Raw genomic sequence first — 13,198 nt, 5'->3', positions numbered from 1 at the left:
GCGCAGTTCTGCGCCGCACGGCGCATCCGCCTTGCCGCAGGCGTATTAGACGCTGGGTTTACCCTCGATTTTGTGGCATGATCCGCGGCATTCGTTGTCATCGTTGTTACAGCCACGCCCGATCGTTCCCGTTCGCGGCCGCCGCCGTTACCCTGGCGATACACACAACCTTATGCAGTAAGCCATGTACCGTTCACAGCGTTTACAGGAGTATTCGTGGCGAAGAATTATTATGACATCACGCTGGCCATGGCGGGCATCAGCCAGGCGGCGCGTTTGGTTCAGCAGCTGGCCCACGAAGGGCAATGCAATCGCGAAGCCTTTCAGACCTCGCTGAAAAGCCTGCTGCAGATGGACCCGCCCTCCACGCTGGCGGTGTTCGGCGGCGAGGAGCGCAATTTGATGGTCGGCCTCGAAACCCTGATGGGCGTGCTTAACGCCAACAACAAAGGGCCGGGCGCGGAACTGACCCGCTACACCATCAGCCTGATGGTGCTGGAGCGCAAGCTCAACGCCAACAAACAGGCGATGAACACGCTCGGTGAACGCCTCGGCCAACTCGAACGCCAGCTGGCGCACTTCGATCTTGAGTCAGACACCATCATCAGCGCGCTGGCCGGCATTTACGTCGACGTGGTCAGCCCGCTCGGGCCGCGTATCCAGGTAACCGGCTCGCCGGCTATCTTGCAGAACCCGCAGGTGCAGGCCAAGGTTCGCGCCACGCTGCTGGCCGGCATTCGCGCCGCCGTGCTGTGGCAACAGGTTGGCGGCAGCCGCCTGCAGTTAATGTTTTCCCGTAATCGTCTGTTCAAGCAGGCGCAAAATATCGTTGCTCATTGTTAATCGATCCCAGGAGTTGCTACCGATGGAATTATCCTCACTGACCGCCGTTTCCCCCGTTGATGGACGCTACGGTGATAAAGTCAGCGCACTGCGCCCCATTTTCAGCGAATACGGTCTGCTGAAATTCCGCGTACAGGTTGAAGTACGTTGGCTGCAAAAACTGGCCGCCTGCGCAGAAATCAAGGAAGTTCCCGCTTTTGACGCCGACGCAAACGCTTTCCTCGACAAAATCGTCGCTGAATTCAACGAAGAAGACGCTCAGCGTATCAAAACCATCGAGCGCACCACCAACCACGACGTGAAAGCGGTCGAGTATTTCCTGAAGGAAAAAGTGGCGGCGGTGCCTGCGCTGCACGCGGTGTCCGAGTTCATCCACTTCGCCTGCACCTCCGAAGACATCAACAACCTGTCGCACGCGCTGATGCTGCAAAGCGCTCGTCAGGACGTGGTGCTGCCTTACTGGCGTAAAATCATCGATGCGCTGAAAGGGCTGGCGCTGGAATACCGCGATATCCCGCTGCTGTCGCGCACCCATGGCCAGCCGGCGACCCCGTCGACCGTCGGCAAAGAGTTCGCCAACGTGGCTTACCGCATGGAGCGCCAATACCGCCAGCTGGAGCGCGTGGAGATCATGGGTAAAATCAACGGCGCTGTCGGCAACTACAACGCCCACATCGTCGCTTACCCGGAAGTGGACTGGCATCAGTTCAGCGAAGCGTTCGTGACCTCGCTCGGCATCACCTGGAACCCGTACACCACCCAGATCGAGCCGCATGACTACATCGCCGAGCTGTTCGACTGCGTAGCGCGTTTCAACACCATTCTGATCGACTTCGACCGCGACATCTGGGGCTACATCGCCCTGAACCACTTCAAGCAGAAGACCATCGCCGGCGAAATCGGTTCTTCCACCATGCCGCACAAGGTCAACCCGATCGACTTCGAAAACTCCGAAGGCAACCTGGGCCTGGCCAACGCCGTGCTGGGCCACCTGGCGGGCAAACTGCCGGTCTCCCGTTGGCAGCGCGACCTGACCGATTCCACCGTGCTGCGTAACCTGGGCGTGGGCCTGGGCTATGCGCTGATCGCCTACCAGGCCACCCTGAAAGGCATCAGCAAGCTGGAAGTGAACCAGGCACACCTGCTGGACGAACTGGATCACAACTGGGAAGTGCTGGCCGAGCCGATCCAGACCGTGATGCGCCGCTACGGCATCGAGAAGCCTTACGAGAAGTTGAAAGAGCTGACCCGCGGCAAGCGCGTGGACGCTGCCGGCATGCAGGCGTTCATCGATGGCCTGGCGCTGCCGGAAGAAGAGAAAACCCGTCTGAAGGCGATGACCCCTGCCAACTACATCGGCCGCGCCACTACCCTAGTCGACGAGCTGAAGTAAGCGCTTTAGCCCGATAAAAAGGCGGCCCGTGGGCCGCCTTTTTGCTTATTATTCGCCGCGCAACACCTGCAGCCGAGCTATCTGCCGCCCCTGCGCATCGAAGTTGTCCGCGCTCAGCCAGCGCGCCAGCGCCTGTCGTACCGTCGGCCACCGGTCGGCGGTGATGGCGAACCAGTCGGTATCCCGGCTGCGCCCCTTGACGATCACCGCATAGCGGAAGTTACCCTCGTAGCGAAAGCCAAAGCGCAGCGCAGCCTGGCGGGAGGGCGCGTTATGGCTGTCGCACTTCCACTCGCAGCGGCGGTAGCCCAGCGTGTCGAAGGCATAGCGCAGCAGCAGCGCGATAGCCTCGGTGGCGCTGGAGCGCTGTTTCATCAACGGCGACCAGCTGACGTGGCCGATCTCCAGCACGCCATTGGCCTCGTCGATGCGCATCAGCGCCACCGTGCCCACCGGCGCGTCGCTGGCGGCGTCGAACACCGTCAGATTAACCAGCGTCGGGTTGGCCTGCAGCGTTTCCAGATGCTGCAGCATCGCCGCCGGCGTATCGGGCCGCTCGATAGACAGATAGGTCCAGTCGCGGCCGTCCGGCGCCAGTTGAAACGCCTCGAACAGCGCGGCGTAATCCCGCTGCGGCTCGAGCGGCGCCAGCGAGCAGAAACGCCCGCCGAGCGTCGCGCCGCCCGGACGGCGAGCCGGCTGCCAATCCGGCATCGGTTCGCCAATCGGCTGACCATAACGATTCATTGCCATACACGCCTCCTGCGGTTAACGGGTATAAACGATAAACGAGCTTCTTCTGCCGATTTTGTCGTACAGCGAGCGCGCCGGCGCGTTGTACTCCTGGGTCATCCAGTAGACCCGATCGCTGCCGCGCGTCTCTGCCAATCGGTACGCCTGTTCGAACAGCTTTTCCGACACCTTATGGCCGCGCGCCTGCGGCGACACATAGAGATCTTCGATATAACAATAGCCGACTGCGCTCCAGGTGGACGGGTGGAACACCAGGTTCATCAGCCCCAGTAGCTGGCCGTCGGCATCCTCCGCCACCAGCCCGTACACCTGTTCATCCTGCCCCAACCGTTCGAAGGTGCGATCGGTCACCTGCGGCGCCACGTCGGCGCGGTAGAAGTCGAGATAGCCCTGCCAGAGCGCCAGCCATTGCGCTCTGTCGTCGCCATTGATTCTGCGGATAGTCACTTCACGATTTGATGGGTTCATAGCGCCTCACGGTGTAAGATATTATTTCCATTAGGGAAATAATCGGATAGCGGCAGAATACACCGCATGGCGGCAGTACAATACGGACCAATCTGAAACACAGAGCAGACCAATTTTAGCCATCGCTTTCCACCGGCAGCGCGTTGAACACCTGCGCCAGCGTGGCGATAAAGCGCACGATCTCATCCGGCGTATAGGCCGAGAAGCCGAGCACCAACGCCCCGCGCTGCGGTGTGCCGGTGTAGAAGTCCGCCAGGCCGTACAGCCGTATCCCCCTTTCGGCGGCCGCCGCCACCAGCCGCCGCTCCGTCGCCGCATCCGCCAACGGGCAAACCAGCTGCAGCCCGCCCTGCGGCAGCGCCGGACGCGTCCAGGCAGCAAGGTGACGATGCACCGCGTCGTACAGCACGTCCAGCCGCGCTTTGTACAGCGTGCGCATATTGCGCAGATGCTCAGCGTAGCCGCCCTCGTGCAGGAAGTGGAACAGCGTCATCTGCGCCAGCGCCGACGTGTAGCCGTCCTGAAACTGCCTGGCGGCGACCAATGGCCGCACCAACTGAGGCGGCGCGATCATGAAACCGATGCGCAGCCCCGGAAACAGCGTCTTGCTGAAGGTGCCGATGTACAGCGTACGCCCGCCGCTGTCCAGTCCCTGCAGCGCCGCCTTGGTTTGCCGGTCGTAGTTGAACTCGGCGTCGTAGTCGTCTTCGATGATCCAGGCCCGGCAGCGCTGCGCCCACTGCAACAGCGCCAGCCGCCGCTCGAGGCTCAGCGAATACCCCAGCGGGTAATGATGGGACGGCGTGATGTAAACGCCCCGCCCGCCGCCCGAAGCCTGCATCAACTGCCCGACGTCCAGCCCTTGTTCATCGATGCCGATCGGCCGCGCCTGCAGCCCCGCCGACTGCACCAGTTTTTTTGCCCCCTGGTAACCCGGCTCTTCGACGAATACCGCATCGCCGGGATCGAACAGCACCTGCGTACACAACGCCAACGCCTGCTGAGAGCTGGTGACCACGATCACCTGTTCCGCCGTCGCCTTGACGCCCCGCTCCCGCTGCAGATAGTGCGCGATCTCCGCGCGCAGCTCCGGCAGCCCTTGCGGATCGGCATACCCCAATAATCGCTCGCCGTGCCGCCGCAGCGCCTGCTTTTCCTGCTGCAGCCATTGCTCGATGGGGAACGCCCGCAGGTCCGCCAGCGAAGGCGTCAGCGAAGCCTGGCGGCAGGTGTGCGGCGTATGGCTGACCGCCAGCAGCGCCCGGCCGCGATCGCTCAGCTCGCGCTCCGCCAGCCGCGCCTCTTGCCCCGTCGCCGTCGTCAGCAGTTCACGGCCGAGCAGCGTGTCACTACGATAACGCACAAAGCTGCCGCGCCCCACCGTTCGGCTGATGAACCCCTCAGCCTCCAGCCGCGCGTAGGTCTGTTCCACCGTGTCGCGCGCCACCGTCAGCCGGGCCGCCAACGCACGGCTCGGCGGCAGCTTCGCCCGCCAGGGCAGTTCTCCGGCGGCAATCAGTTGCAACAGAGCCTGATGCAGCGCCGAGCGCCGGGTCAGGCCTTGTTGCCGCTGCTGCGCGAAGGCGGCCAGGATTGCCGCGTCATCCGCGTAGGGTGGGTGATCACTCATGGGCAGTCTGTTTCTCCGAGCTTAAGGCGATTGCACACTACTCTACCCCATTTCCCCTCTTGGCGGCGGCAGTTGCGCTGCCCGGCGAAATCCCCTTAAATAAGCCATCGCAATGCGGCTACAGGATTTCCGTCGGCTATGAGCAAGGAGACCAACCAGCGTCTGCTGGACAAACTGCAGCAGGATCTGGCCAGCGCGGGCGCGATGCCGCTGTATTTGCGCTTCAACGCCTCGGTGCGCCAGGCTATCGATCAAGGATTGCTGAATGCGGGGGATTTTTTGCCCAGCGAGCGCCTGTTCACCGAACGGCTCGGCATCTCGCGCATCACGGTACGCAAAGCGTTGGCCTGCCTCGAGCAGGACGGCCTCATCGGCCGTTCACGCGGTTACGGCACCTTTATCCAACTGCAACGGCCCGAACCGAAGCTGTTCTATTCTTTGGCAGACGTCAAAGGATTCTCGAGCGAGGTGTTACAGCAGGGGCGCCGGCCAGATACGCAATGGATCAGCCGCGAGCGGGTACCCGCCAGCGCTGAACTGGCTGAAAAGCTGCAGCTGGCGGCCGGAACGCCGATCTACACACTCAAACGCATTCACTTGATCGATCGGCGGCCGATGTCGGTGGCGGTGTCCTACGTGGTGGTGGCGGCGATTGCCAACGTCGACGAGATCGGCATCTCGCTGTACGACTACTTCCGGCGCAATAACGTCGAAATGGGATCGCTGCGCAGCCAGGTCAGCGCGGCGATGGCCGACGACGACATCCGCCGGGCGCTGCAATTATCAGAACCGATGCCGCTGCTGATCGTGCGTCAAACGCTGTTCGACCACAGCAAGAAGCCGATCGAATACAGCGAAAGCTTCTGCCGCAGCGACATGTACGAGTTTACCAGCGAAAGCTGATCCGTTATGCCTCGCCCTGCCGGCGGCGGCGAAAGCGCACGAACGCCTGAACGTAAGCCTCGATATCCAGCGGATTCATCCGTTTTAACTCCGCCAGCAACCCGGCTTCGATCGCTTCTGCGCCATGCAGCGCGCCGCAAATCGCAGTGGCCATCGCGCCGATGGTGTCGGTATCGCCGCCCAGGTTGGCGCACAGCACGGCGCACCGGGTAGGGTCGGTTTGCGCCAGCTGCACCATCGCCAGCGCCGCCGGCACCGACTCGATGGTGCTGACCCCGGCGCCGATCAGTTGATACACCCGCTCGGAGGCCTGCTCGGGATCGCTGGCTTCATCCACCACCTGAAACGCCAGCGCGATACGCGCCGCCAACGAGGGGCTGAACGTCGTCTCCTGACGGCGCTGGGCATACTCCGCCACGCCCGGCAGCGCCAGGCGAATCGAGGCCCAGTCCGCGCCCTCCACCGCCCGCGCAACCGCCCAAGCGATCGCGACGGCCCCGGCGACGGCGATGTCAGATTTGTGCGTCGGGCTGGAGGCCAGCCACACCTGCTGACAGAACTCCTCCAGCGGCGCAGACGGCAGCACGCAGCCTAAAGGCGAAATGCGCATCGCCGCACCGTTGGTGATGCCGTTGTTTTCCAACTCGGCGATTGGCGTTCCCGCTTTCTGCTCGCTCAGCGCCAGTTTGGAACTGGGGCCGAGAATGTTCTTGTTGAAGGCGTCAAAACTGTCCACCCAGCGGATCACGTTGCGGGCGATCAACTCTGGCACCACCTCGCCTTTCGCTTCCCGCAGCGCATCGGCCAGCGCTAACGCCATCGCGGTATCGTCGGTATATTGCCCGGCCTTGAAGTAGCAGGCGGCCGAGTTCTCCGCCGGCCCATCAAGGAAACCGTCTATCCAACCGAAATGGCGCTTAACCCGCTCGCGCGGCCACAGCTCGGAAGGCATGCCGAGCGCGTCGCCCAGCATCTGTCCGTAAAGTGCGCCCGCTATGCGTTCTGCCTGGGTTAACTGCTTCATCCGTCGCTCCTGAGAAAATATGCCGATACCTCGATAATACCTTATTAGTACCTTTAAAGCTTATCAAGCGCCCCGGTTCACATTTTGCTTTCGCGACAATGCCTGGCGCGTTTAAGTTGCGTTTAACGTTGCCCCGTCGCTGTTTATCCGACGTTTATCAGAACTTGTCGATAATGTCGGCGAACAAATTGATAACGCTTATTTTAATACATTGCTTCGGTTCTCTTGCGAGCCGGGCGGGTTATACCTACCATAGCCTCAGCACTTTTTGTCAAAATGGTTCAGGTGGCCGCGTTATCCCCTGACACGCCGCAGAGCGTGTTCCCTTTTATCGCGTGGGTGACAGGACGTTCACCCGCACAGTCACAGGAGTTCGCCATGCGAGTACTGGTTGTTGAAGATAATGGTTTGCTGCGCCACCACCTTTCCGTTCAGATGCGCGAGATGGGCCATCAGGTCGACGCGGCCGAAGACGCCAAGGAAGCCGATTATTTCCTGCAGGAACACGCGCCGGATATTGCCATCGTCGATCTCGGCCTGCCGGGCGAAGACGGCCTGAGCCTGATCCGCCGTTGGCGCGCGCACCAGACCAAACTGCCGATCCTGGTGCTGACCGCCCGCGAAAGCTGGCAGGACAAAGTGGCGGTGCTGGAAGCCGGCGCCGACGACTATGTCACCAAGCCGTTCCACCTGGAAGAAGTGATCGCCCGCATGCAGGCGCTGATGCGCCGCAACAGCGGCCTGGCTTCGCAGGTGATCGTGCTGCCCCCGTTCCAGATCGATCTGTCGCGCCGCGAACTGAGCGTCAACGATCGGCAGATCAAGCTGACCGCTTTTGAATACACCATCATCGAGACCCTGATCCGCAACGCCGGCAAGGTGGTGAGCAAGGATTCGTTGATGCTGCAGCTCTACCCGGACGCCGAGCTGCGCGAAAGCCATACCATCGACGTGCTGATGGGACGTTTGCGTAAAAAGGTGCAGGCGGAATACCCGCATGAAGTGATCACCACGGTACGTGGCCAGGGTTATCGTTTTGACGCGAAGTGAACATGATGTTCAACAAGAATAAAAAACCGTTTTCGCTGCGCGCCCGCTTCCTGATGGCGACCGCCGGGGTGATCCTGGCGCTGTCGCTCTCTTACGGTTTGGTGGCGGTCGTCGGCTACATCGTCAGCTTCGACAAGACCGCCTTCCGCCTGCTGCGCGGCGAGAGCAACCTGTTCTTCAGCCTGGCGCAGTGGAAAGACAACAAGCTCACCATCGCCATCCCCCCCGATATCGATCTCAACTTCCCGACGCTGGTCTTTATCTACGACGATAAGGGCAACCTGCTCTGGAGCCAGCGCAAAGTGCCGGAGCTGGAGAAGCTGATCAACAAGGAATGGCTGGAAGAGTCCGGCTTCTACGAAATTGACACCGATACCCGCATCAGTAGCGAAGTGCTGGGGGATAACCCCAAAGCGCAGGATCAGCTGAAGAATTATGACGATACCGATCAGAACGCGCTGACGCACTCGGTGGCGGTCAACACCTATGCCGCCACGGCGCGGCTGCCGGCGTTGACCATCGTGGTGGTCGACAGCATTCCGCAGGAGCTGCAGCGCTCAGACGTGGTGTGGGAGTGGTTCAGCTACGTGCTGCTGGCCAACCTGCTGCTGGTGGTGCCACTGCTGTGGCTGGCGGCCTACTGGAGCCTACGGCCGATCAAGGCGCTGGTCAATCAGGTGGGCGAACTGGAGAACGGCGAGCGCGATCAGCTGGATGAGAATCCGCCCAGCGAGCTGCGCGGGCTGGTGCGCAATCTGAACATTCTGGTGCGCAACGAGCGCCAGCGCTACACCAAATATCGCACCACCCTGTCGGATCTGACCCACAGCCTGAAAACGCCGCTGGCGGTGCTGCAAAGCACCCTGCGCTCGCTGCGCAGCGGCAAGCAGACCACCATCGAAGAAGCCGAGCCGATCATGCTGGATCAGATCGGGCGCATCTCTCAGCAAATCGGTTACTACCTGCACCGGGCCAGCATCAACTCCGGCCAGACGGTGCTGACGCGCGAGATCCACTCGGTGCCGGCGCTGCTCGACAGCCTGGTGGTGGCGCTGAACAAGGTTTACCAGCGCAAAGGGGTGGTGATCACGCTGGATATCTCGCCGGAAGTGACCTTTATGGGCGAGAAGAACGACTTTATGGAAGTGATGGGCAACGTGTTGGAAAACGCCTGCAAATACTGCCTGGAGTTCGTGGAAATCACCTCGCTGCACTCAGAGAAAAATCTCACCATCGTCATCGACGACGACGGCCCGGGCATCCCGGAAAGCAAGCGCCAGCTGATCTTCCAGCGCGGCCAGCGGGTGGATACCCTGCGCCCCGGCCAGGGCCTTGGCCTGTCGGTGGCGGCGGAGATCATCGAACAATACGACGGCGAAATCGTCATCAGCGACAGTCCGCTCGGCGGCGCGCGCATGCAGGTCACCTTCGCCCGCCAGCACGACACCCACCACAACGAGTAAATTATGCCGCTGCGGCCCCGATCCACGGGGCCAAACTTCCGTTATAATCGCACTCAGGCTCACTCCTCTATCCTGGAATAGAACATGGATTATCAATTAGATCTGGACTGGAACGATTTTTTGCAACGCTATTGGCAAAAGCGTCCGGTGATTCTGAAGCGCGGCTTCAAAAACTTTATCGATCCGATCTCCCCGGATGAGCTGGCCGGGCTGGCGATGGAAAACGAAGTGGACAGCCGCCTGGTCAGCCACCAGGACGGCCGTTGGCAGGTTGCGCACGGCCCCTTCGAGAGCTTCGATCACCTGAGCGAAAACAACTGGTCGCTGCTGGTGCAGGCGGTGGACCACTGGCATGAGCCTTCCGCCGCGCTGATGCGCCCGTTCCGCCAGCTGCCGGACTGGCGGATGGATGACCTGATGATCTCCTTCTCGGTGCCGGGTGGCGGCGTCGGCCCGCACCTCGATCAGTACGACGTGTTCATCATTCAGGGCACTGGCCGCCGCCGCTGGCGCGTCGGGGAAAAAACGCCGCTGAAACAGCACTGCCCGCACCCGGATCTGCTGCAGGTCGAACCGTTCGACGCCATCATCGACGAAGAGATGGAGCCGGGCGACATTCTCTACATTCCGCCGGGCTTCCCGCATGAAGGCTACGCGCTGGAAAACGCGCTCAATTACTCGGTGGGCTTCCGCGCGCCGAACGGCCGCGAGCTAGTGAGCGGCTTCGCCGATTACGTGCTGGCACGCGAGCTGGGCAGCAAACGCTACGGCGATCCGGACGTTAAACTGCGCGAACACCCGGCGGAGATCCTGCCGCAGGAAGTGGACGCCTTACGGCAGATGATGCTGGATCTGGTGCAACAGCCGGAACACTTCCAGCACTGGTTCGGCGAGTTTATCTCCCAATCGCGCCACGAGCTGGATCTGGCGCCGCCGGAGCCACCGTATCAGGCCGGGGAAATCTACGAACTGCTGCAACAGGGTGAAGCGCTGCAGCGCCTGGGCGGGTTGCGCGTGCTGCGGGTCGGCGATCGCTGCTTCGTCAACGGCGAACTGATCGACACCGACCAGCTGCAGGCCGCAGATGCCCTGTGCCAGCACTTCAGCGTCGACGCCGCCCTGCTCGGCGACGCGGTGGACGACCCGTCATTCCTGGCGCTGCTGACCGCGCTGGTCAACAGCGGCTATTGGTACTTTAACGACTGATTGCGAGTACGCGAACAAGCCACCCTATCGGGTGGCTTTTTTTATGCCTGCCGCGCCTGCGCGCGAAAGCCGGCCAGCGCTTCATTCGCCATGCCCGCCTGCTCCGCCGCCGCGCAAATCTGCCGCCAGGTATTGGCGTCTATCGGTATGCCCTGCTCCAGCCGCGTCGCGCGGTTGGCCTCTTCCCATTCTCCCGGCACCGCGATCGGCTGTTCGCCGCTCGGCGGCGACGCCTTCACCCAGCCGATAAACGCTTCGGCCTCGGCCTGCATTTGCGGGGCGTCGAAGGCCTGAGGATCGAGGATCAGGGTCGTCATGCAGTTGAAGATGGCGTCGCTGTCGGCTTTCAGCGTAGCGTCGTGGGTGGTGCGGCCGCCGGAGAGCGCGCCGCCGAGGATCTCGCACATCGCCGCCAGCGCATAGCCTTTGTGCAAGCCGAACGGCAACAGTGACCCGAACGGCGCTTCGTGCATCACCTTCGGTTCGGTGGTGGGTTGCCCGTGTTCGTCGATCAGATAGCCCGGCGCCACCGACAAGCCTTTGTTATAGGCCACCCGAGTCTTGCCGAAGGCGATGCCGCTGGTGGCGAAATCCAACAGCAGCGGCGTGCGGCCCGGCCGCGGGAAAATGGCGCAGAACGGGTTGGTGCCGAAGCGGCGATCGCTGCCGCCGAACGGCGCCACCATCGGATCGCCCACCACGTTGACGAAGTGAATCGAGATAAAACCGGCGCGGGCACACTGTTCCGCCCAATGGCCGATGCGGCCGATATGGTGCGCATTGTGCAGCGCCACCGCCGCCAGGCCCAGCTTGCCGGCGCGTTCAATGCCCAGCGCCATCGCTTCGCTGGCCACCACCTGACCGAAGCCGCGCGCGCCGTCGAGCGTCAGCACCGCGCCAGCGTCGCGCACCACTTCGGCGTGCTGATTGAGCTGTAATTGCCCCTGCGCCAACGACGCCATGTAGCTGGGGATCATGCCGACGCCGTGCGAATCGTGCCCGGCCAGATTGGCCTGCACCAGATGATCGGCCACCAGCTCGGCTTCGCGCGCCGTACTGCCGGCCTGGCGCCAAATCGCCTGAACGAACTGCGCCAAATGCGGGCTGGCGATACGGTATTCGGTGCTCATCATGCGGTCCTTATGCGTGGGGAATGTACCTCCACACTATGAGCAACGCCTTGTTGCGGCAAGCGATTATGCCGATCGCAAGCGTCCCGTTTACCGCGCCCGCTCGGCGGCCAGCGCCGCGATGCGCATGATCACCGCCACCGCTTGCTCCATACCTTCCAGCGTCACGAACTCGTGCTTGCCGTGGTAGTTGTAGCCACCGGTGAACAGGTTCGGGCACGGCAGGCCGCGAAACGACAGCTGCGCGCCGTCGGTGCCGCCGCGGATCGGTTTCATCACCGGTTCGATGTCGCAGTCGCGCATCGCCTGCTGCGCCAGCGCAATCACGTGCGGGTGCTCCGCCACCTGTTCGCGCATGTTGTAATAGCTGTCTTCGATGCTCACTTCGATATAGCAATCGCGGGGCAGGCCTTTGCCGACCTCGCGAGCGATGTCCACCATCTTGCGCTTACGCGCCTCAAACCCCTCACGCTCGAAGTCGCGCAAGATATAGTGCATTTCGGCGCGCTCCACGCTGCCCTTGATGCTGCTGAGGTGATAAAAGCCCTGGTAGCCTTCGGTGGTCTCCGGCGCTTCGTCCGCCGGCAGTGCCTGATGAATGCGGGTCGCCAGCGACAGCGCGTTGACCATCACGCCCTTGGCGCTGCCGGGGTGCACGCTGTTACCGAGGATTTTGATCGTCACCGAGGCGGCGTTGAAGTTCTCGCACTCCAACTCGCCGACGCCGCCGCCGTCCACGGTGTAAGCCCATTCGGCATTGAAGGCCGCCACGTCGAACAGCTGCGCCCCTTTGCCCACCTCCTCGTCCGGGGTGAAGGCCACACGGATGTCGCCGTGCGGGATTTTGCGCGCGCGCAGGCGCACCATGGCGGTGAGGATCTCGGCGATGCCGGCCTTGTCGTCGGCGCCCAGCAGCGTTTTGCCATCGGTGGTGATCAGCGTCTGCCCCAGCATCTGGTGCAGGATCGGGAACATCACCGGCGACAGCACTTCATCACCGATGCCGAGCGCAATGTCGCCGCCGCGATAGTTCTCGACGATCTGCGGATTGACGTGTTTGCCGCTGAAATCCGGCGAAGTATCCAGATGGGCGATAAAACCGACCGCCGGCACCGGCCAGGCGACGTTACCCGGCCAGGTGCCCATCACGCAGCCGTGTTCGCTGAGCGACACCCGCTCGAAGCCGAGCGCGATCATTTCCTGCTGCAACGCACGCGCCAGCTTCAACTGCCCGTCGGTGCTCGGCACATGCTTTACGTTCGCTTTGGACTGGGTGTCGAAAGAGACGTAGTTGAAAAAGCGGTCAAGTAATTTGTCCATGGTAGCGGCCCCTCA

General features: G+C 62.2%; 12 protein-coding genes. 6 read left to right on the top strand and 6 right to left on the bottom strand.

Going from position 1 to position 13,198, the window contains the following annotated elements:
- The first annotated feature begins 216 nt into the window (after nt 1-216).
- Nucleotides 217-843 (top strand): high frequency lysogenization protein HflD, encoded by a 627-nt coding sequence (gene hflD / locus ACSJLU_RS10085; RefSeq protein ID WP_025302523.1) that lies wholly within the window; start codon nt 217-219, stop codon nt 841-843.
- Nucleotides 844-865: 22 nt separating this feature from the next.
- On the top strand, nt 866-2,236 hold the full coding sequence (gene purB, locus ACSJLU_RS10080) for an adenylosuccinate lyase (protein ID WP_033652066.1): 1,371 nt from the start codon (nt 866-868) through the stop codon (nt 2,234-2,236).
- Between the two features lie 48 nt (nt 2,237-2,284).
- Here purB and ACSJLU_RS10075 read toward each other — a convergent pair whose 3' ends face one another.
- From ACSJLU_RS10075 to ACSJLU_RS10065, 3 genes are all read right to left on the bottom strand, one after another.
- Nucleotides 2,285-2,989 (bottom strand): GNAT family N-acetyltransferase, encoded by a 705-nt coding sequence (locus tag ACSJLU_RS10075; RefSeq protein WP_025302521.1) that lies wholly within the window; start codon nt 2,987-2,989, stop codon nt 2,285-2,287.
- Between the two features lie 15 nt (nt 2,990-3,004).
- Nucleotides 3,005-3,457: a GNAT family N-acetyltransferase gene (locus ACSJLU_RS10070; RefSeq protein WP_342093797.1), complete on the bottom strand. Its 453-nt coding sequence runs from the start codon at nt 3,455-3,457 to the stop codon at nt 3,005-3,007.
- A gap of 115 nt (nt 3,458-3,572) precedes the next feature.
- A complete protein-coding gene (locus tag ACSJLU_RS10065) occupies nt 3,573-5,087 on the bottom strand; it encodes a PLP-dependent aminotransferase family protein (protein ID WP_281041533.1) in 1,515 nt (504 codons plus the stop codon).
- A gap of 138 nt (nt 5,088-5,225) precedes the next feature.
- Between ACSJLU_RS10065 and ACSJLU_RS10060 the strand changes: the two genes are divergently transcribed.
- Nucleotides 5,226-5,990 carry a GntR family transcriptional regulator gene (locus ACSJLU_RS10060; protein WP_025302515.1) on the top strand — a complete coding sequence of 255 codons (765 nt, stop codon included), beginning with the start codon at nt 5,226-5,228 and terminating at the stop codon, nt 5,988-5,990.
- Between the two features lie 4 nt (nt 5,991-5,994).
- On the opposite strand, the gene ACSJLU_RS10055 is transcribed toward ACSJLU_RS10060, so the two are convergent.
- Nucleotides 5,995-7,014 carry an ADP-ribosylglycohydrolase family protein gene (locus ACSJLU_RS10055; protein WP_334670859.1) on the bottom strand — a complete coding sequence of 340 codons (1,020 nt, stop codon included), beginning with the start codon at nt 7,012-7,014 and terminating at the stop codon, nt 5,995-5,997.
- A gap of 378 nt (nt 7,015-7,392) precedes the next feature.
- Here ACSJLU_RS10055 and phoP point away from each other — a divergent pair, with 378 nt between their 5' ends.
- The 3 genes from phoP (at nt 7,393) to ACSJLU_RS10040 (ending at nt 10,733) form a co-directional block, all read left to right on the top strand.
- Nucleotides 7,393-8,064, top strand: a complete 672-nt coding sequence (phoP, locus tag ACSJLU_RS10050; RefSeq protein WP_025302513.1) for a two-component system response regulator PhoP — start codon at nt 7,393-7,395, stop codon at nt 8,062-8,064.
- A gap of 5 nt (nt 8,065-8,069) precedes the next feature.
- Nucleotides 8,070-9,527 carry a two-component system sensor histidine kinase PhoQ gene (gene phoQ, locus ACSJLU_RS10045; protein WP_025160271.1) on the top strand — a complete coding sequence of 486 codons (1,458 nt, stop codon included), beginning with the start codon at nt 8,070-8,072 and terminating at the stop codon, nt 9,525-9,527.
- A gap of 84 nt (nt 9,528-9,611) precedes the next feature.
- Entirely contained in the window at nt 9,612-10,733 is a 1,122-nt protein-coding gene (locus ACSJLU_RS10040; protein ID WP_004941161.1) for a ribosomal protein uL16 3-hydroxylase, read from the top strand.
- Between the two features lie 41 nt (nt 10,734-10,774).
- Here the strand turns inward: ACSJLU_RS10040 and ACSJLU_RS10035 are convergent, their stop codons facing one another.
- On the bottom strand, nt 10,775-11,863 hold the full coding sequence (locus ACSJLU_RS10035; protein WP_043141499.1) for a malate/lactate/ureidoglycolate dehydrogenase: 1,089 nt from the start codon (nt 11,861-11,863) through the stop codon (nt 10,775-10,777).
- Nucleotides 11,864-11,953: 90 nt separating this feature from the next.
- A complete protein-coding gene (pepT, locus tag ACSJLU_RS10030; protein ID WP_004941154.1) occupies nt 11,954-13,183 on the bottom strand; it encodes a peptidase T in 1,230 nt (409 codons plus the stop codon).
- Between the last annotated feature and the right edge of the window lie 15 nt (nt 13,184-13,198).

Origin of the sequence: Serratia bockelmannii (assembly GCF_051803255.1) — a bacterium.
GTDB classification, from domain to species: domain Bacteria; phylum Pseudomonadota; class Gammaproteobacteria; order Enterobacterales; family Enterobacteriaceae; genus Serratia; species Serratia bockelmannii.
This window is presented reverse-complemented; position numbering and strand designations above follow the sequence as displayed.